The following is a 20,119-nucleotide window of genomic DNA, read 5'->3' as shown; positions in this document are numbered from 1 at the left end:
TTTTCTCGCCAATCTTAAAAGCCCTATATTGGTAGACAAACCAACCAGTAATGTCTTCCACTTTAAATGCTGATACGGTCATTAATTCACTTCAAGCCGGGGACTCCCGCGCCATAGAAGAGTTGTACGCCCATTATCGAGAAGACTTCTTCCGTTGGGCAAGTTACCGTTTTGAAGGCACCCGCCAGGATTTTGAAGACGCATGGCAAGATTCCATCATTGCATTCTACCAACAAGTGAATCAGGGCAAACTTGTACACCTCCGCTATGAAGTGCGTACCTGGCTTTATTCAGTTGGGTACAAACGTTTGTTAAACAACAATCGCAAGATGAAACGTATGCTTTGGAAGGATCAAATTGATGATGCGTTACTAACCATAGAATTGGAAAAAGAAGACAATGAACCTGAAAAAGTACAAGCGTTGCACAGAGCCATGAAATCCATGTCTTCCCAATGTCGAGAACTATTAGTTGCCCGTTATTACCAGAATCAAGGCATTGAGGAGATCCAACAGGGTTGGAATCTGAAAAATGCCAACACTACCAGTGCTACCTTAGCGCGCTGTTTGGGTCGTTTGAAGGAATTCATCAAAAAAACGTTTAGCATTTTTTCCAATGGATGAAATTGCACAAAAACTAATTGAACGTTACCACCAAAACGCGCTGAGTTCAGAGGAAAACCAAGAATTTCAGCGCCGAATCAATAGTGATGCCGACTTCGCTAAAGAAGTACAATGGCACGGATTGGCATTGGAAGCTATTCGCCTAGAAGGTGAAAAAGAATTACGCCGCCGCTTGACCATCAAGGGAAAAGAACTGGACGCGAAAGCCCCAAACCGTTCTACTACATTTCCGTGGCAAGGAGGTCTGCTGCTGATTGTTGTTTTAGCATTGGGACTGTGGTTTATCTATCCTAACCGTACAACAAATGAGCCAACTTCAGCCCCTGCGCCTGCTAAAAAGTCCCTTCCTGCACCGCCCCCCAGTCCCAAATCAGTTGAACCCGCCCCCGTTTCTCCTCCTGTTCAAACCAAACCAGCATCAATCGATGGCAAAAAAATCTTTGCGGCTTATTTTGAGCCTTATCGGGATGCTTCACTGGAGCCTGGCGTTCGGGGCAGTGTTGAAAAAATTAGCCCTCAAGAACATTTTCGGCACTTGTATTGGGATGGGAAATATGCAGCCGCGCTCAGCGCCTTTGATTCTTTGAACACTTTCGCACAGCAAGACAACACGAATCTTTTTCTAAAGGCAAATTGCTTGTTGCACGCCAATCAAGGCAAAGCTGCTGCCGAGTTGTTGGAAGGTATAATGCAAAGTGGACATTCACGCTTTGTGGAGGTGGTGCCTTGGTATTTGGCATTGAGTCATTTACAAACTGGCCAGGTCGAAAAAGCCAAAAGAATTTTGGATGAAATTGTTGAAAAAAAAGGGGGTCGTATGGAGAATGCTGCACAGTTAAACAAAGCTTTGAAATAATCGAATTTGCCTAATTTTTCAATCCATTTCCACATGAAAAAAGCAATTTTATTCACCCTTATGCTATTTTCTGGATTCCTCAGCTACGGACAAGGAGGCATTGACAAAGCAGATAGTTTAGTTCAGCAAGCTCGCTATTTAAATCAGGATCGGAAATTCAAACAGGCGCTCGAAAAAATGGCGTTGGCAGAACCACTCACCTTAAGCTCCTTTGGGCAAGAAAGTATCCGCTATGCTGATTTGTGCTATGTTTACGGACTCATTTATTATAGTTATGGTGATTACAAAGAAGCTGAAAAATGGCTGAACAAGTGCAGCGCGATCCGCTTAAAATTGCTCGGAAAAGAGCACCTAGATTATTTAAGGAGCTTATATTATCTGGGAAATGTATACTACCACATGGGTGACAATTACGAACGAGCAGAACAATATTATCTTGAGGTAAAAGCAATAGAAGAATACACGGTTGGAGTTAACAGTCTTGAATATGCTGGAATATTAAAAGCTTTAGGGGTATTGTATTTAAGAATGGGAAACTACGACATCTCTGAAAATTTTTTTTTGGAGGCTTTACACATAATAGAACAAAAACAAGGAAAAGAGCATCAATCATATGGGGGCACGCTTAATAATCTTGCAATAGTTTATTCTGCAAGAAAAAACTATGAAGAAGCAGAAAAGTTTTATAAAGCCAATATTGAAATAATTGCCAAGGGGCTCGGCAAAAGTAGCATAGGTTACGCCGAAGGAACGATGAATCTAGCCAGTATTTATATTAAAACAGGAAATTATGTAGATGCTGAGGTTCTATTTCTTGAATCGAAACGCATTTTTGAACTAGTGCCTGATTTTTCAAAAATCCCGTCCTATATGTCCTGCATGGAGTTTCTAGGTGAGTTATTCTATGAGATGGGAAAATTTGATTTATCAGAACATTATCATCTCATCGCTAAAGAATTAAGAGAGAAAGAGCTTGGAAAAGAACACCTATCTTTTCAAATGAGTCTTGCTAATCTTTCCCTAACCTATTGGGCAAAAAAAGATTATGTTAAAGCGGTCTCCTATTTGACCGATGCAGCCAATATGCGCAGAAGGCTTCTGTTTAATGCTTCAAGGCATCTCTCTGAAAAAGAAGTTTTTTCCTATACCCAGCTTTTTGAACAAGAGCTTGATCAACATTATTCATTCGCAAATGATCATTTTGCGGTTCTTCCACATTTTACAACTTCTTGTTACAACAATACTCTTTTCCACAAAGGCTTCCTGCTCAATATTTCGCAACGTTTTCGAAGTCAGAACATTGCCAATACTCAACTCCCTGATAAACTCAAACAAATTCAAAACCATCGCAATCAATTGTCTGCTGAATTTGCACTTCCACAAGCCGAACGGAACGAGAGTAAAATGAAAGAGGTAGAAGCAATAGTCAATACCCTTGAAAAGGAACTCAGCCGTAGTGTAGTAGGCTATGGCGAGGTAGTTCGCCAGGTACAATGGCAGGAGGTGCAAGCTGCTTTAAAACCCAATGAAGTAGCTCTGGAATTTCTCCATTTTAATTATACAAACCCTAAACCTACGGGAAAAGTGCTTTATGCAGCCTTATTATTAAAACCCAATCAACCTTATCCCATTTTTATTCCACTTTTTGATGAAAAGGCATTGGAAGCACTGATGCCTTCACCTAATCGCTTAGGCTCAGAATACATCAACCAACTGTATCAAAATGAAGCAACTATCCGCTTGATATGGGCACCTTTAGAAAAGCACTTACAAGGAATAAAAACGGTGTATTATGCCCCATCGGGGTTGTTGCATCGAGTTAATTTAGGTGCCTTATCTACTGGAGCACATAGTATTTTGGCCGACCGCTACAATTTGGTTACCCTGGGCAGTACACGTCAATTGGCTGTTCCAACTCCTCTGGCACCTACTCAAACAACAGCATCATTGTACGGTGCCATTCAATATGATATGGACAGCACAGCCATTCGGCCAGTATCCCTAAACAAAAATGCAAATTATCGTGGGCTGGATTTTGATCTAGTCGACTCTACATTCCGTGGAGGTACTTGGGGATTTCTCAAATACTCGGAAAAAGAAACTACGGAAATTGCCGCGGCTTTACAAAAAGTGAACATCCCTAACATTTTACACAAAGGTTATGCCGCCACAGAAGAATCATTCAAGACAATTGGCAAACAAAGCCCTTCTCCCCGCATCCTGCACCTTTCAACCCACGGGTATTTTTTCCCAGACCCTAAAGGCCAAGTAGAATCGGGCCAGCCAGCTTATAAACTCTCCGATCACCCCATGATCCGCTCCGGCCTTATCCTGGCGGGTGCCAATTATGCCTGGCAAACAGGCCGCCCCTTGGGCAAGCGGGAAGACGGCGTACTCACCGCCTACGAGATCAGCCAAATGAACTTGTCCAATACCGAACTGGTTGTACTTTCAGCTTGTGAAACCGGGCTTGGCGAAATTCGTGGCGATGAAGGGGTGTATGGCCTACAGCGTGCCTTCAAAAGTGCTGGGGCCAAAACGCTGGTCATGTCCCTCTGGCAAGTTCCCGATTACCAAACCCAGGAACTGATGACCCTGTTTTATCAAAAATTATTACATGAAAAACAAACTGCGCACCAAGCTTTGCTGAATGCCCAGCAAGAGATGCGGCGAAAGGGGTATGAGCCTTTTTATTGGGCGGGTTTTGTGATGGTGGAGTAATTCGAAAAAATAAATTGAGGTAGCTGTTAAGATTTTGGTTGTTCGTGGTACTTAAGAATGACCACCAAAGCGGACACCCTGTCGATGCTGGATGCAACGATGGGGTGTCCGCTTTGGGAGGATATCGATTTGATCAAAAACACCTGATAGCGATGGTACTTCCTTTTATGCCACATCCTGTCTTAGTACCCTACGTATCTTGCTTTTTAGTGAAGACAGGAGTCTTTGAATCTGAGACGGAACTCATTTTCAGCGCACGAGGCATTCCCATGCTGGTTTTTCCTTTTAAAGCGCCCTCCCAAACGACTTATGTATACGGTGAGTCGGGCGGTGGCTACACCAACCCACAAATGGACAAGGCAGCCTTGCTTGTAGCTACCGATGAGTATGCCATTGCCAAATTTGTTGGAGAAATCAATTTCGTGATGGTCATGCTCCAGACCACGGCAGCCTATCATTTTTTACAAAGTAATCTGAGGGGTTTGGCTGGTTCGGCAATTGTATTAGAAGATTTGGATGGGCAGCATCCATTTAAGGACTTGCAAGATCAACTTTGGAGCGTCAGCGATCCTGCCCAAGCAGTCGGATTGATTCAAAAGGCACTCATCAAGCACCTCGACCAAAGGGCAAAACCCAATATGGGTGACTTAAGCCCGGTGATGAATTACATGCTGCGCCAACCCGGGCAATTGACAGTACAGGACTTGGGTAAAAAATTCAAGTGCAGCGAGCGCTGGCTGGAAAAACAATTCGCCGCTCAAACGGGATTGTCGCCCAAAGCCTGGCTGCGCCTGATCCGTTTCCGCACGGTAGCCAACTTCTGGCTTAGCCACCCCGAGGTATCCTGGATGCATATGGTAGCCAAATTTGACTATACCGACCAGTCCCATTTGATTAAAGACTTTAAACACTTTACTGGGAATCCTCCGGTTTACCACTTTGAGCATTTTAAAGATGCGGAATTGGATTTTAAGCAAAATGAGGTGGGGTTGAGTGGGTTGTTGGGGGGCTGAGGGTGTTCGGGTTTTTACAATGTGGGGGAAGAGTGATCTACCTACCTTACGGGCTAACTTTAATCATTTCATAAAAATTAAACCATGATTTCGTTTTCAAAAAAAATAAATATTGGCAAGTTGCTTTTTGCGCTAATTCCTTTCACAGTAAAGATGACAAATGCAGTCCAAGGGTATGGAACAACAGGAATGTCTGGCTCCGATGCTCTTGCAATTGCAGCAAATGCCAATAAGGTTTGGATGGTCAACTCCGCTGGCAGAATTTATGAATTTGTAAATAATACCTGGATACAAAAACAAGGTAGTGATGGCCGTGATATTGCAATCAATTCTGATGGGGCCATTTGGTTAGTTAATTCAGCGGGTAGAATTTATAAATACAATGGTTCTAGTTGGACCCAAATGCCAGGCAGTGCTGGAAAACGAATTGCAGCTGGAAATGGCCAAGTCTGGCTGGTCAATTCCCAAGGAGAAATATACAAATTCAATGGCAGTGCTTGGCAACGTATGCCTGGTAGTGATGGTCGAGATATTGCTGTATCCAACGATGGAAAAATTTGGTTGACAAATACCGTAGGGAAAATATACGAGTGGAACGGTCAAAGTTGGCAACAACTTGATGGTAGTGATGGGAATACGTTGTCTGCAAACACCCATAAACTGTATTTTGTTAATACAGCAGGGAGGATTTACTACCGTACTTACTAGCGTTTACCCGATTAAGCATTGAAAAATTCGGGTTATTAAAGGTACTATTTAATCGAAAACGTCACACCATGAAAAATAAATTTTTACTCTTCTTCCTCCTCCTTTTGCAGAGCCCATTACTCAACGCACAAAATTGGCAAAAACTAACTCCAGTTTCTTCACCTACTCCTGAATCGTCCCCCCAATGGGGATTCATGAGTGTTGTAAATGCCGATACGGCCTGGTTTGCCGATCCTTTTGGCGTTGTCACGCGTACATTGGATGGTGGTGAAACCTGGAATACCAACTTCATTTCAGTGCCTGGCGATGTGTTTCTGGATTACTATTTAGGGTCTTTTTTTGCTGCGGATGCACAACAAGCTTTTACCGTGTGGTTTAATTTCGATGGGACGAGCACTCTGAACTTCCGCACGACGGATGGGGGTGAAACCTGGAACCCAGCTTTTCCGAATGGGGAGTTTAACGCGCTAGGAAGTTTTCTGAATGGCATCCATTTTTTTAATCCCAGTACCGCGCTGGCCTGGGGCGACCCAGTTCGGGATACTTTTGAAATGTATCGCACTATAGATGGCGGCAATACCTGGAGCAGAATGAAAGCACCCCGCGCTTTAAGTAATGAAATAAGTTATTTTAGCGCTTATGATACTCATGACGACACCATCTGGATTGGTACAGTCCGTGGCCGGGTATTAAAAAGCAATGACCAGGGGCGAAACTGGAGTGTTGTATCTTTGCCCACCGCTATTGACATTGGAAGCATTGCGTTAAACAACGGACACGAGGGCGCATTGAGTGTGCTTGGTGGAAATGTATGGCTCACATCCAATGGGGGTAGCAATTGGACCCAGGGCACCCGCCGCAGTGTAGATCGGAGCTCACCCAACCGCATTTTCAGCATCAAAAACCAACCTGATGTATACCTGAGTAGCAATGAATTTGAAGGCTGGGCTGACCTCAGTTTTGACAAATGTAAGACTTGGTCCATTAGCCTTCTCCAACCAGGAGTAGCGAGTTTGAGTAATGTCAAATTCATTGATGCACAAACTGCCTGGGCGGTTCACAATGATAGTACGGTGCTCAAATGGACCAACCCTCCGGTGCTTTTTGATCCGGTTGAGCCCGATTATACCGCTATAAAAAGTAAACACGCCAGTGGCATACCCACATCAGGTGCTCGACTGGCGTTATGGTCCGCCCCGGCTGGCAACTATGGAATAGAACACAAACTTCTTAAAAACGGGAATACCCTTTCTACCCTAAAAGAAAATCTGGCCCTGCAGCCCAAGCAGGTTTCCGCCAGTTATTCCAATGCAGCACTAAATGGCAAAGGCAATTACATATTCCAAACTACCTTATTAAACAACAATACCATTGAGCAACAACATGCGATGAATCTTATTGCCGGTGATTCTATTTTTGCCAAAGACAGTGATCATACAGTTGTTGCCGTGGGAGAAAGTCGGGGTAATTTTATTGATCTGCTTGCAAAGGACACCCTGACTTCAATCACTGCAAAAGTGTACGCTGACATGTCTTCCAGTGTCTCTTTTTGGGTCTATGGCTTCAACACAACCACCCGCCGTTATGATCAGCGTGTATTCAGTTCGGCACCAATCCAATTAACCCCGAAAGACACGATAATTGTCTTCGGAAATGATTCGCTTACGGTCCCGGTCCCAGTTGAGTGGATCACCTTCAAACTACCCAGTAATTTAATGCTGAATCCAGGTCGTTATGCCGTTGGTTTACAATACGTCAGTGGAGGGGGCTCATTTCAAATGGATGGAAGGAAGGTTAGTAAACAGGCATTGTTTGTACGTTCACTTAATCGAGTGGATTCTATTGTTGGGTATGCTTTTGCCCCCATGATTCGGGCGAATTTCAACAATAGAAACCTGATAGTATCGGTAAAGGATCCAGATCTGGCGGTCGGCATCAAGGTATTTCCCAATCCCAGTTCCGATTGGTTGTCTTTTGATTTACCCGATTCCCTACCCGAACGCTTGGGAGGCATCAGAGGAATGTTTCTACGGCTGTTTAACCAGAACGGCCAAGAAACATATCGACAAATGATCAACGCGGGAGTCAGCACAGTCCGTATAGACCACCTGCCCCAAGGCGTTTACCTTTGGCAGATCAGCGGAAGGAACGGGAAAGTGGTTGCTGGAACTGTGGTCAAAAAATAGAAAAATATCGCTTCAAATGTACCAAGTGCCTTTATAAGTATGGACAGTTCAGTGGACAATTGGCGAGCATTTTTACCACAATATCAATAGGTTAAACCCCAGACAGGGCAATATAGAGGGAGCTATGTTAGCTCCCTCTATTGTCAGTTCTTTTGATTTTTCTCCTCCTTCCATTCCACCAACTTCGATGGATAATAATTAATCCCCATCGCCGTAAAACGTGGCCCATGCGCCCCCAAGCGCTTCTTATACCCATCCCAGTTCCGCGCACTTGCCGCCGACCAACCGATCTCCGCATACCCAGGCAAACGAGGAAACACCATGTATTCCACCTCGTCGATTTGATCTACCGTTTCAGACCACAGCGGCGCTTCGATGCCCAGTACATCTTTCTGAGCAACCCCAGGCACCAGGGTTCCCGGATCCCAGATGTAAGCACTATCCACTTCAATGTAGGCAGCCCAGTGTAGGCCCCATTGCGTGGTAGAATCGTATTGCATGTCCATGTAAGCCTTGCGCGCAGGCGACATCAAGACTTTCGACCCTTGTTTGACCGCATTTACCGCATTGTCTACATCGGCCCAGTGCTGCACAAAAGCGCCTTTTTTCAAAGTACCCAGTGCGATCTCGTCCCAACCAATCGCCTGCTTGCCGTGGGAAAGCACGATTGCCTGCACACGGTTAACAAAAGGAATATAATCCTCTTTTTTGGTCACATGCGATTCATCCCCACCAATGTGGATAAAGGGGCCAGGGGTCATCGCGGCCAGTTCCCGGATCACATCATCGATAAATTTGTAAGTGATTTCATTTTTGGTGCACAGGGTGCTGAAACCCACTTCGGTGCCTGTATAAAGTTCCCTGGCTTTGCCATCACAATTCAATTCTGGATAAGCCGCTAGCGCCGCATTGGTATGGCCAGGCATGTCAATTTCTGGAATGATGGTGATGTAGCGATCCTGAGCGTATTGTACGATGTCTTTGTATTGTTCCTGGGTGTAATAGCCACCTTTGCCGCCACCCACCTGAGTTTTGCCGCCGTGCTCGGCCAGTTTGGGCCAGGATTTGATCTCGATGCGCCACCCCTGGTCGTCGGACAAGTGCAGGTGCATGGTGTTCATTTTGTAGGCGGCAATCAGATCGATGAAACGTTTGGTGTCTTCCACACTAAAGAAATGCCGGGCCACGTCAAACATGGCACCGCGTACGGCATAAGTTGGAATATCCTGAATGGTACCTGTAGCCATCCGCCAAGGGCCTTCTTGTTTGCTGGACGACTCAACCTCGGCGGGCAACAATTGGCGAATGGTTTGAACCCCCATAAACAAACCTGCTGGAGATTTTGCTTCCAGGTGTACTCCTTCTGGTGTAATGTTGAGCGAATAACCTTCATTTCCCAATAAGTCATCGTTATTGAGCGACAAATAAATGTTGCCAGCCCCAGGCGCTTGATTGCTAGACTTCACTTCAATTCCCAAGCCAGTGGAAGGATTGAGTTTATCCGCCAGGTATTGCCCGATTTTGAGCAGTTCTTTGGAGTCGCCTTGCACATAGATATCCGTTGCACTTGTCAACTCAAAGGAACTATTCGTTGCCTTTACAGACATGGGAATGGGAATGATGCTTTCCTGCGCCAAATCCATCGGCACCGAGGGGGACTTTTTGGGCGCGCAAGCCATAAATGTGGTCAAAACAGCCAGCAACAAGAATGCTGAGCCAAAATTGCTAATGCGTAGTGTAGGCATGAGTTGATTGGTTTTTTCGGGGAGTTAAGGTAAACATTTCTAAAAAAAATTAAAAAAGACTTTTGAATCAAAGCCCATGCTAATAGGTCAAAGTTGTATGCTAAAATAGGTAAACTCGAAAATTGCCTAATTCGGAAACTGATGCTTAAAATGTTTTGAAAAATCCTCCACCGACTCGATAAAATCTTCTCCAAGCTGTTCTGTTGGTTTGGCTGGGGTAGGTGTGATTCGCGCCATTTCAGTGCTTTTCCCGGTGGTGATGACCAACAAACCTTTGTTGATGCGCTTGCAGTAAAAAACATTGAACAACTTGGCTTCAACCCAACCAGCACCGTGGATAATGCCCAATCGCTCGTGGTTGAGCAGTAGCATATTGGTGATTTGAATCGGAATTTTATTAAAAATCTGAGCCGAGGCCTGGCTCACCAGTTCCTTGATGAGGGGGGATTTGAATTTTTTACTTTGCTGGGTAAAGGCGGGTTGCTCCGCAAAATTGGTAAGAAAATAGTCGAAGATTTCCGAAAAATCATCGCTGTCTTTTAAAATGTTTTCCAGGTGTTTGAATTTTTCTGTTGTCATTTTTGACTTATTTGTTGTAAAAATAATTTTTTTCAACAAATAAGTCAAGTTGTGGACAAAAAAATTATCCAGCAATTTCCTCAAAACTGCCCACCCCAGCATGCCGCATGCTCGGAATGGTGCCCGGCCGCAACAATTGCAAGCACTGCATTCCCGCCGCCTGGGCTGCATCCAATTCTTCTTCAATGTCAGAAAGGAAAAGGATTTCGGATGGAGCTAAATTCAATTGAGTTGCTATATTTTGATAGGATTTTACTTCCCGCTTATGACCTACGGCAGTGTCGAAGTTGTGGCTAAAAAATCCGTTTAAATCCCCGTACTCGCTATGGCCGAACAACAGTTTTTGGGCCGCCACCGAGCCCGAAGAATAAATTCCCATGGGTATTCCCTGCTGTTTCCAACGCTCCAGGGCTGGAACCACATCTGGATATACATGCCCTTTAAATCCACCGCTGTCATAGCCCAATTTCCAAATCAATCCTTGCAATAGTTTGAGGGCGGGATGTTTGCGGTCGGCAGTAATCCAAGAGAGCAGGCCATTGATCAGGTCCTCAATGTTTTCTGCGGGTAGTGCTTCTTCGAGCAGGGTCTGTCGGGTTTGATCCAAAGCCTGAGTTACAGCCGGATCATGCAGATTCGCCCGCACAAAGTCCGGCAAGTTTCCAAATGAATAAGGAAAAAGAATCTTGTGCACGAAGTTGATGTCGGTGGTCGTGCCTTCGATGTCGGTGAGGATAAACTGCATGGGTTGGTGGAATGAAGATTTTTTTGAACCACCTAAGAAACCTTAGCCACCGAAGAGCCACCTCAGTGTGTTTCCTGCTAAGGTGATTCTTAGGTGGCTAAGGTTTCTTAGGTGGTTCAAAACAAGCAGCGAAGCTGCCCTTAATTCAAATTGTACTGCTGATCAACCCCCGACTCCGTATAATGCGGAACCCAGCCCGATTGGTCAATAAATACCCGGATGGCCTTGACAAACTTTTTGGGTCCCATGTCAAACCAGTGCTTGGTATTGGCAGGAACTGAAATGAGGTCGCCAGCCTGGCAAGTCACGCAGAAGATGTCTTCATCACCGCCCAGATTGAACCAGAACATGCCTTCGCCGTCCACGAAAAAGCGTACTTCATCCTCGGTGTGGATGTGCTCGCTCAAAAACTTGGTCCGCAACATTTCCAATTGTGGGTGATCGGGCGTAACGTTGATCACATCGGCGGTTTTGTAGCCGTTGGAATCCATATACGGCTTGAGCTTGTGTGCATAGGCACCCAGGATGGTGTCCTGATCGGCATCGTCGGCAAACTCAACCGCGGCTTCCCATTGCTCATAAATGACCCCACGGGCGTTCAAAAAACTTTTGATCTCAGCGGGATCACTGACAACGGTTTGTTTGTCTGGAATGGTAAGGATGGCCATGGATAGAAATTTAGCGTTGAAGGGTTGAGACTACCGACAGCGGCACTTCGACTTCGCTCAGTGACTGCTGTCGGTAGTCTCAACCCTTTAATTTCATTTTCAAATATTCACACTCTAACAAAAACTCCACCACTTCTACATGCCTTTTGGCATCGGCAATAGTGTTGCCCCAGGTGTACATGCCGTGTCCAGCGATGAGGAAAGCGCGCAACTCGGAATCGCTCTGCCGCACAAACTCTGCTAATTCGATAGACAATGCCGCAATGTCCTGGGTATTGGCAAAGATGGGAATTTTTACGGAAACTTCATGGGTTTTGATGCCACTAAAACCTTTCAAAATTTCATAGTTTTCAAGTACAATTGCCCCCTGTACCTGGAGCAATTGTGATACGATTGTATTGAGCACGGTGTGGGTATGCAACACACAGTGGGCTTCGGGAAAAAGTCCGTACACCGCGCAATGCAGGAGGGTTTCAGCGGAAGGTTTGCGGGTATCCTCGATGGGATTGCCGGAAGCATCTACCTGTAAAAAATGCTTTTCGGCAAAATCGCCTTTGTCCAGGCCACTTTGCGATACAAAAAAACTACTCTGCCCAGCCTCCCGGAAGGAGTAATTGGAAGAAGTGGCTGGTGCCCAGCCTTTTTGATGTAAAAAGTGAATGGCTTTGACCAATTCAGCGCGTTGGCTCATCGCTTTTTTTGAGTGCAAGTGTACGATTTTTTTTTGAACCGACTGGAGTAGCCTAAATTCAGCGATGAATTCATAAGCTGGTTTTGTTTGAAAAAAAAAATGCCAGCATCATTCTAAAAAAAATTGTATTTTGGGTACAAAATTAATGAACATGAGTACTGCCACGACTCAGATAGAGGAAAAAAAGTATCCAATAACCTTAGAGGAAAGACTGGCGCTTGGTGAAAACGATGTACGTTTTCCTGGCACCTTTGAAGATTACTTAGCATTACTGGAATATGCGGAATATCCAATAGAGTTCTGCGATGGAGAAATCATCATTATGAGTATAGCATCTGATCAGCACGAGCAACTTGTGGCTAATATCCTGGGTATATTGTTTCTCACTTTAAGTGACAATCCCCTTTACAAAAGATATGGTAGCAATCGACATGTATTTGATGCGGTGGATGGCAAAGCCTGGTCTCCCGATGCCTCGGTAGTGAAGGGGGAACCAGAAATTTTCACGTACAAGCCTGGGAAAACTGCCAATTTAAACCCTTGGCTAGTAGTAGAAATCCTTTCCAAGTCCACTCGTACCAAAGATTTGGGTGAAAAGCAACCTTCTTACCGCAATATTCCTACCATGCGTTATATGCTTTACATTGAGCAAGATCGCCCTTTGGTAACGCTACATTATTGTGATGAGGCCGATTTGCGCTGGCGGAGTGAAGACTTTAATGCGCTGGATCAGGTCTTCCAGATTGAGGGTAAAGAAATTTCGCTTGCAGACATTTACAAGAATATTTCATTCTAACAAAAAAGCCCAGCCTGAATCTCAGACCGGGCTTAGTAGCCTCGAGTGGAATCGAACCACTATCTTAGGTTCCGGAAACCTACATACTATCCGTTGTACTACGAGGCCTTACAGGACTTTTCCTTGCGAGTGCGCAAATATACAAAAGCTATTTTCAGAAAGAATAATTTTTTTTCAAAAAAAGGAAACTACTTTTAGGGGAACTAAGTTCCAAAGGAATGAGAAAAATTGCCATTTCAGACATTCACGGCTGTAATGCCACCTTTGAAGCCTTGCTCCAACAAATCAATTTTTCCAAAGCAGATCAACTGTTTTTGCTGGGCGATTACCTCGATCGGGGTCCTTCCTCCAAACAGGTATTAGATACCATCTTCAGGCTCAAGGCGGAGGGCTACCATTTGCAATGCCTGCGGGGAAACCATGAAGAAATGCTCTTGTGGGCACTCAATGGACATGGTTACAACCTAGAGTCTTTTTTGCGCAATGGGGGCGATACCACCCTGGCCAGCTTTGCTGTAAAAAAGCCCCGGGATATTCCCCGGCAATACCTGGATTTTTTGGAAAATCTTCCCTTTTGGATCGAATCAGATGAATACATTTTTGTACACGCGGGGCTCCATTTTGTACAAGGAAGTAACCCTTTTGAGCACCAGGATCAGATGCTCTGGATTCGGAATTGGGCCATTGATCTGGATCTGGAATGGTTGGGAGAACGCTATGTTGTGCATGGGCATACCCCGACACCCAACACTACGATCCAACAATTGTTTCGCCATTTTAATGGCTTAAGGGTCATCAATATAGATGCAGGCTGTGTATATCAACGGACAGGTTATGGTCATTTGTGTGCCGTTGATTTGAGCAATCGAATCTTGTATTTTGAGCCTCGCCATACCTCAGATGATGCGGTGTAGAGACGCACGGCTGTGCGTCTCTACGATCTAGCGCATGGCCTTAAACGCATTGATCAAGCCATTCGTGGAAGCATCGTGGGAGTTTACCAACGAAGCATCTTCAAGCTCTGGCAGAATTTTGTTGGCCAATTGTTTGCCCAATTCCACCCCCCACTGGTCAAAGCTGTAAATGTTCCAGATTACCCCCTGGGTGAAAATTTTGTGCTCGTACATCGCAATCAAAATCCCAAGGGTGCGCGGGTCAATCTTTTTCACCAGAATAGAGTTGGTTGGTTTGTTCCCCTGGAATACCTTGAAGGGCAGCAATTCTGCAATTTCTTCTATTGACTTACCCTGTTTGACCAGTTCCGCTTCTACTTCAGCCGCGGTTTTACCCATCAGCAAGGCTTCGGTTTGGGCAAAAAAGTTGGACATCAATTTCTGGTGGTGATCTCCAATTGGGTTGTGGCTTTGTGCAGGGGCAATGAAGTCACAAGGGATCATTTTGGTCCCCTGGTGAATCAACTGGTAAAAGGCATGTTGGCCGTTGGTCCCCGGTTCACCCCAGATGATGGGCCCGGTTTGATAATCCACTTCCACGCCATCTCGGCCTACATATTTGCCATTGCTCTCCATATTCCCTTGTTGGAAATAAGCCGCAAAACGGTGTAAGTATTGGTCGTAAGGCAGAATGGCTTCGGTGGCTGCACCGTAAAAGTTATTGTACCAGATGCCAATCAGCGCCAGAATAACTGGAATATTATGTTCCAGGGGAGTTTGGTAAAAATGCTCGTCCATGGCGTGTAAACCTTCGAGCAGTTCCTGGAAATTCTCAAAACCAATTACGCAGGCAATCGGTAAACCAATCGCCGAACTCAGGGAGTAACGGCCCCCGACCCAATCCCAAAACTCAAACATATTCGCCGTATCGATGCCAAAAGCAGCCACAGCTTTTTCGTTGGTTGACAATGCAACGAAATGTTTGGCTACCTGCGATTGATCTTGGGCTTTGTGCAAAAACCAGGTTTTGGCCGTTTCGGCGTTGGTCATGGTTTCTTGAGTGGTGAAGGTTTTGGAAGCGATACAAAAGAGGGTGGTTTCCGGGTCCAGCGGTTTGAGCGTTTCCGCGATGTGTGTACCATCCACGTTAGACACAAAATGTACCTTCATCCCGGGTTGCCAGTATGGCTTCAGGGCTTCGGTCACCATCACTGGGCCCAGATCCGAACCACCGATGCCAATGTTGACAATATCGGTGATGGTTTTACCTGTATAACCTTTCCATTCTCCCGACAAAATGCGCTTGCTGAAAGCTTCCATTTTGGCCAAAACGGCGTTAACATCGGGCATTACATCCACACCATCTACCAAAATTGGGCGATTGGAACGATTGCGCAAGGCAACATGTAACACCGAACGGCCTTCGGTGGCGTTGATTTTTTCCCCGCTGTACATGGCTTCGATGGCGGCCTTGAGGCCACATTCTTCAGCGAGTTGCAGGAGGGTATTGAGGGTATCGGCAGTGATGATATTTTTGGAATAATCGACCAAAACGTTTTCAAAACGTTGGGAAAATTGGGCGAAACGTTTTGGGTCGGCGGCAAACAAGTCTTTCATTTGGACTTCCTGCATTTTGGAAAAATGCTCGGTCAGCTGTTGCCAGGCTTTTGTTTGGGTTGGATTTTGTTGGTGCATGGTTGTTTGGATTGCTTTGTTGGAGGCAAATGTACAAACTAGCCACAAAAGTACTCCGACAATTAAAGGCTTTTAGATCTCTATTTCGGCAATTCAAATTTAATTGGCAAATCAAATTGTGCCAGCACAGGATTACCACGTTGAATGCCAGGTTCCCACTTCGGCATGCCCTTGACTAGCCGAAGGGCTTCCTGCTCACAATCTGGGCTAAGGCCTTTCACAACATGGAAATTGGTAAGGTCGCCCTCTTTTTCAACCACAAATTGCACGATTACCGAACCTTCAATCTTTTTTTCCAAAGCGGTAGAAGGATACACCAGGTTTCTTTTGAGGTATTGCCGAAGAGAGTCTTCCCCACCAGTGAAATTAGGCTTCATGCCAATTAAATTGTGGGTTTTAACCGGAGTTTCCAGTTCCTGAGCTTTACCCTCAACCATGATGCTCATGACAAGTATCGCAAGCAGGGCAAAATGGCGCAATAAACTTGAACAGCTTTTTGGTTCCATTGGATGTGTTTTCTATTGTGTACAAAAGTAAAGAACAGAACCATAAACCGCATGGAATTCCAGAGGTCATTGAACATTCCTAGGCTATTTTCCTTTTTAAATAGAATCAAATCCAATGAACTTGCGAACACAACTGATTCATTCCATCCGACCAGACCTAAACTTGGGCAGTAGTCAATCCACTCCAGCCGAACAATTCCAAAATCAAACCCTGCGGCCCATCCTCAAGTTTCAACACGAATTATTGGTGGCCGCTTTTCAAGCCTACATCGGCAAACGACACGGGACCTTTTTTCAATTGCCCGCCAAAGATCGTTTGGAATGGATCAAACAAAGCCTACAAAAAGACCAAAGTTTACGAAACACCCTGACGGGTATGGTGATCGGGTATTTCTCGCTTGAAGAATGGGGCAGATTCCAGGAAAATGAGGCAGAGCATTCCCGCCGATTGATCCAAATGTTGATCCAACGTTTACAATCTGCCGTTGAAAGTTTTAAAAATCAGGATTAATCCTTGAGCAGAGTCAGCAAAAGCCTACCTTTGCCTTCCTACATTTGTAGCACAAGGGACAATACTCAATTTTGCCCCACTACTAAGGTTAAAATACGATGTACAAACAACTGATTCAGGAACTTGGCTCTGCCCGCCTCGTGGCAGTTTCCAAAACACAGCCCAATGAGGCCATCATGGACCTCTATGCACAAGGGCAACGTTTGTTTGGAGAAAACAAGGTGCAGGAAGTTGTGCCCAAATTCGAAGCCTTGCCCAAAGACATCGAATGGCACCTGATTGGGCATCTACAAAGCAATAAGGTCAAATACATTGCTTCTTTTGTGGCCATGATCCACTCGGTGGACAGCTTGAAATTGTTGGAAGAAATAAATCGGCAAGCAGTCAAAAACCGTCGGGTGATCGACTGTTTGTTGCAATTTAAAATCAACGATGAAGAAACCAAGTTTGGATTGGACATCCAGGAGGCTTTCGCCCTTTTGGAATCCCTTTCCTACCCCAACTTGCAAAATATCCGACTTTGTGGCGTAATGGGCATGGCGTCTTTTGTGGAGGATGAAGAACAGATTCGCCGGGAATTCAAGTCTCTGAAAAACATATTTGATCAGCTCAAAGCCCGTTATTTCCCCAATGACCCTGCTTTTAAGGAAATTTCCATGGGTATGTCTGATGATTATCCAATTGCGGTGGAGGAAGGTAGTACGTTGGTCCGCATTGGTACCTTGCTCTTTGGTGCCCGGAATTATGGGAATGTGGGTTAAATGAATTAATTTTGGGTCTTAAATTTACCGTTCTTGAGCACCACCGCCTTTCTTTTTACGCCTCCCTTTACCCAACTGAATACGCCGTATCCAGCCACTGCGTACCTGAAAGGATTTTTGAACACCAAAAACATTAGTTCTTATCAAGCCGACTTAGGCATTGAGGTTTTTTTGGCCCTGTATTCTTCCAAAGGCCTTAGCGACATGTTTGAACACATTTCGGCTAAAAACCAAAATTGGTCGGAAAATGCCCGCCGCATCATCGTCTTGCGCAAACACTACATCCAGACCATTAATGGAGTCATCAATTTTTTGCAAGGTAAAAACCCTACCCTAGCCCACCTCATTTGCCAGGAGGGCTACCTGCCCCGAGCCGAACGTTTCAAACAACTCGCTGATTTGAATTGGGCTTTTGGCAGCATGGGCACCCAGGACAAAGCCAAACACCTGGCTACCCTTTACCTCGAAGACCTGGCCGATTTGATCACCGAATGTGTGGATGAACATTTTGGGCTCAGTCGGTACGCCGAACGCTTGGGCCGTTCCGCTTACCATTTTGATGAATTGTACGCACAGCTCCAAGCCGAGTATACCTATATTGATCAATTGCTGATTCAAATCCTGCGTGCAAAAATGGCGGAGCTACAGCCCCAGTTGGTGGCCATCTCCGTGCCATTCCCAGGGAATTTGTACACCGCATTCCGTTGTGGACAATGGATCAAAAAACACCATCCCAATAGCAAAGTGGTCATGGGTGGTGGTTTTGCCAACACCGAATTGCGCTCACTCAGCGACCCACGAGTCTTCGAGTTTTTCGATTTCATCACCTTGGATGATGGCGAAACGCCCATCGAAAACCTCATCGAACACCTGCAAGGCCAACGTCCGATTGATCTGTTGAAACGTACCTATACCTTGATCGACGGCAAGGTCGAATACCTCAACCACAGTCTCAACCGCGATTACAAACAAAGTGAAGTGGGCACCCCCGATTACGGTGATTTGCCGCTTGATCAATACATTTCAGCCATTGAGGTCGTCAATCCCATGCACCGCATGTGGAGCGACGGGCGTTGGAACAAACTGACCATGGCCCACGGTTGCTATTGGGGCAAATGTACATTTTGTGATGTTTCACTGGATTACATCAAGTTGTACGAACCCGTAGCCGCCCAATTGTTGTGCGACCGCATGGAGGAATTGATCGCCCAAACTGGCGAGCGGGGCTTTCATTTTGTGGACGAAGCCGCTCCACCCGCCCTCATGCGTGCCTTGGCCCTGGAAATCATTCGCCGCAAACTCACGGTGACCTGGTGGACCAATATTCGATTTGAAAAAAGTTTTAGTAGGGATTTGTGCCTTTTGCTCAAAGCTTCGGGGTGTATTGCTGTGTCCGGAGGGCTGGAGGTAGCTTCTGATCGTTTATTGGCTTTAATTCAGAAAGGAGTAACTGTAGCCCAGGTAGCCCGGGTCACCCGCAATTTTACGGAGGCTGGCATTATGGTACACGCCTACCTGATGTATGGTTTCCCGAGTCAAACCGCGCAGGAAACCATTGATTCGCTGGAAATGGTACGGCAATTGTTTGAGGCAGGCGTATTACAGTCGGGCTTTTGGCACCAGTTTGCCCTCACAGCACATAGCCCGGTAGGTTTGGATCCAGCAGCTTACGGCATCAAGATTGAGCCGGGTTGTAGTGGACCTTTTGCCAACAATGACATCCTGTTTACTGACCCCACCGGGACGGACCATGATGCTTATGGTTTTGGGTTGAAAAAATCATTGCTGAATTACATGCACGGGATCGGATTTGAATTCCCTTTGCAGGATTGGTTTGATTTTAAGGTACCCCGCACCAAAATCCCCAAGGATTACATCGTCAATGCCCTGAACGAAGATGAAATCCTGTTCATCAAAGCCAACGCCAAGGTGGTTTGGCTGGGTAGTCCACCTGAACTGGAAATCAGCAGCAAGACCAAACGTGGTGAAACCTGGGAAAGTGCGCTCCTGACTTTTTATGATCAGAAAGAAAACCTTAGTATCAAGGTCGATGTGCCACAGGGAAAATGGGTGCTGGAGATTTTGGAAAAAATTGCCGTGGATCAGGCTGAAACCTGGACTTTCCAACAGGTTCAGGAGCATTATGAGGCTGAGGGTCTGGAGGATTTTGAGTTATTTTGGTACAATAAGCCTTTTAATAAATTGGGGAAATTGGGATTGTTGGTGTTGTAAAAAGCACATCCTAAAATTCCTTAGGTGATTCCTTTAGTGCCTAAGGTTTCTTAGTTCTACTTTGTCAGATTAAATTTTGATGTAATACCTAATTTTGTCTGCAAGCCGTTGCGCCTGTCTTTTCAAGATTGCGAGGTTCAAAAGTTCGGGATTGTCGAGTTTGTTTTGAAGTTTTTTGGCCAGCAACAAC

The 20,119-nt window shown here is 45.4% G+C and carries 18 protein-coding genes and 1 tRNA gene; 11 read left to right on the top strand and 8 right to left on the bottom strand.

The features are described from left to right. Positions 1 to 50 precede the first annotated feature (50 nt). The 6 genes from SFV55_RS11170 (at position 51) to SFV55_RS11145 (ending at position 8,107) form a co-directional block, all read left to right on the top strand. Positions 51 to 623, top strand: a complete 573-nt coding sequence (locus SFV55_RS11170; protein WP_320029583.1) for a sigma-70 family RNA polymerase sigma factor — start codon at positions 51 to 53, stop codon at positions 621 to 623. After that, a complete protein-coding gene (locus SFV55_RS11165; protein ID WP_320029582.1) occupies positions 616 to 1,479 on the top strand; it encodes a hypothetical protein in 864 nt (287 codons plus the stop codon). The genes SFV55_RS11170 and SFV55_RS11165 overlap by 8 nt, the downstream gene beginning before the upstream one ends. A 33-nt stretch (positions 1,480 to 1,512) precedes the next feature. Further along, positions 1,513 to 4,200: a CHAT domain-containing tetratricopeptide repeat protein gene (locus SFV55_RS11160; RefSeq protein WP_320029581.1), complete on the top strand. Its 2,688-nt coding sequence runs from the start codon at positions 1,513 to 1,515 to the stop codon at positions 4,198 to 4,200. A gap of 152 nt (positions 4,201 to 4,352) precedes the next feature. Beyond that, a complete protein-coding gene (locus tag SFV55_RS11155; RefSeq protein ID WP_320029580.1) occupies positions 4,353 to 5,213 on the top strand; it encodes a helix-turn-helix domain-containing protein in 861 nt (286 codons plus the stop codon). 84 nt (positions 5,214 to 5,297) lie between these two features. Continuing rightward, positions 5,298 to 5,921 carry a tectonin domain-containing protein gene (locus SFV55_RS11150; RefSeq protein WP_320029579.1) on the top strand — a complete coding sequence of 208 codons (624 nt, stop codon included), beginning with the start codon at positions 5,298 to 5,300 and terminating at the stop codon, positions 5,919 to 5,921. A 68-nt stretch (positions 5,922 to 5,989) separates the two neighbouring features. Further along, entirely contained in the window at positions 5,990 to 8,107 is a 2,118-nt protein-coding gene (locus SFV55_RS11145) for a YCF48-related protein (protein ID WP_320029578.1), read from the top strand. A gap of 143 nt (positions 8,108 to 8,250) precedes the next feature. On the opposite strand, the gene SFV55_RS11140 is transcribed toward SFV55_RS11145, so the two are convergent. The 5 genes from SFV55_RS11140 to SFV55_RS11120 all read right to left on the bottom strand — a co-directional run bounded on the left by SFV55_RS11140 (position 8,251) and on the right by SFV55_RS11120 (position 12,535). After that, the gene (locus tag SFV55_RS11140; protein WP_320029577.1) at positions 8,251 to 9,852 is read right to left on the bottom strand and encodes a beta-N-acetylhexosaminidase; all 1,602 of its coding nucleotides are present in this window, start codon (positions 9,850 to 9,852) and stop codon (positions 8,251 to 8,253) included. A gap of 126 nt (positions 9,853 to 9,978) precedes the next feature. Then, the gene (locus SFV55_RS11135; protein WP_320029576.1) at positions 9,979 to 10,431 is read right to left on the bottom strand and encodes a hypothetical protein; all 453 of its coding nucleotides are present in this window, start codon (positions 10,429 to 10,431) and stop codon (positions 9,979 to 9,981) included. Between the two features lie 64 nt (positions 10,432 to 10,495). Beyond that, positions 10,496 to 11,176, bottom strand: coding sequence for an acireductone synthase (gene mtnC, locus SFV55_RS11130; RefSeq protein ID WP_320029575.1), 681 nt, complete (start codon positions 11,174 to 11,176; stop codon positions 10,496 to 10,498). A gap of 140 nt (positions 11,177 to 11,316) precedes the next feature. After that, positions 11,317 to 11,844, bottom strand: coding sequence for a cupin domain-containing protein (locus SFV55_RS11125; RefSeq protein ID WP_320029574.1), 528 nt, complete (start codon positions 11,842 to 11,844; stop codon positions 11,317 to 11,319). A 79-nt stretch (positions 11,845 to 11,923) separates the two neighbouring features. Beyond that, positions 11,924 to 12,535 carry a methylthioribulose 1-phosphate dehydratase gene (locus SFV55_RS11120; protein WP_320029573.1) on the bottom strand — a complete coding sequence of 204 codons (612 nt, stop codon included), beginning with the start codon at positions 12,533 to 12,535 and terminating at the stop codon, positions 11,924 to 11,926. A 151-nt stretch (positions 12,536 to 12,686) separates the two neighbouring features. Here SFV55_RS11120 and SFV55_RS11115 point away from each other — a divergent pair, with 151 nt between their 5' ends. Next, a complete protein-coding gene (locus tag SFV55_RS11115; protein ID WP_320029572.1) occupies positions 12,687 to 13,331 on the top strand; it encodes a Uma2 family endonuclease in 645 nt (214 codons plus the stop codon). 36 nt (positions 13,332 to 13,367) lie between these two features. Here the strand turns inward: SFV55_RS11115 and SFV55_RS11110 are convergent. After that, positions 13,368 to 13,439 (bottom strand) — tRNA-Arg (locus tag SFV55_RS11110). Positions 13,440 to 13,549: 110 nt separating this feature from the next. On the opposite strand from SFV55_RS11110, the gene SFV55_RS11105 reads away from it, so the two are divergent. Continuing rightward, positions 13,550 to 14,245 (top strand): metallophosphoesterase family protein, encoded by a 696-nt coding sequence (locus SFV55_RS11105; protein ID WP_320029571.1) that lies wholly within the window; start codon positions 13,550 to 13,552, stop codon positions 14,243 to 14,245. Positions 14,246 to 14,272: 27 nt separating this feature from the next. Here SFV55_RS11105 and pgi read toward each other — a convergent pair whose 3' ends face one another. Continuing rightward, entirely contained in the window at positions 14,273 to 15,919 is a 1,647-nt protein-coding gene (gene pgi / locus SFV55_RS11100) for a glucose-6-phosphate isomerase (RefSeq protein WP_320029570.1), read from the bottom strand. A gap of 80 nt (positions 15,920 to 15,999) precedes the next feature. Further along, on the bottom strand, positions 16,000 to 16,425 hold the full coding sequence (locus tag SFV55_RS11095) for an energy transducer TonB (protein WP_320029569.1): 426 nt from the start codon (positions 16,423 to 16,425) through the stop codon (positions 16,000 to 16,002). A 121-nt stretch (positions 16,426 to 16,546) separates the two neighbouring features. Between SFV55_RS11095 and SFV55_RS11090 the strand changes: the two genes are divergently transcribed. The 3 genes from SFV55_RS11090 to SFV55_RS11080 all read left to right on the top strand — a co-directional run bounded on the left by SFV55_RS11090 (position 16,547) and on the right by SFV55_RS11080 (position 19,929). Next, complete coding sequence (locus tag SFV55_RS11090) at positions 16,547 to 16,936, top strand: hypothetical protein (RefSeq protein WP_320029568.1); 390 nt, start codon at positions 16,547 to 16,549, stop codon at positions 16,934 to 16,936. 98 nt (positions 16,937 to 17,034) lie between these two features. Continuing rightward, positions 17,035 to 17,697 (top strand): YggS family pyridoxal phosphate-dependent enzyme, encoded by a 663-nt coding sequence (locus SFV55_RS11085; protein ID WP_320029567.1) that lies wholly within the window; start codon positions 17,035 to 17,037, stop codon positions 17,695 to 17,697. 33 nt (positions 17,698 to 17,730) lie between these two features. Beyond that, a complete protein-coding gene (locus tag SFV55_RS11080; protein WP_320029566.1) occupies positions 17,731 to 19,929 on the top strand; it encodes a B12-binding domain-containing radical SAM protein in 2,199 nt (732 codons plus the stop codon). The last annotated feature ends 190 nt before the right edge of the window (positions 19,930 to 20,119 follow it).

The sequence above is a fragment of the Haliscomenobacter sp. genome, assembly GCF_033763495.1.
Lineage (GTDB): Bacteria > Bacteroidota > Bacteroidia > Chitinophagales > Saprospiraceae > Haliscomenobacter.
This window is presented reverse-complemented; position numbering and strand designations above follow the sequence as displayed.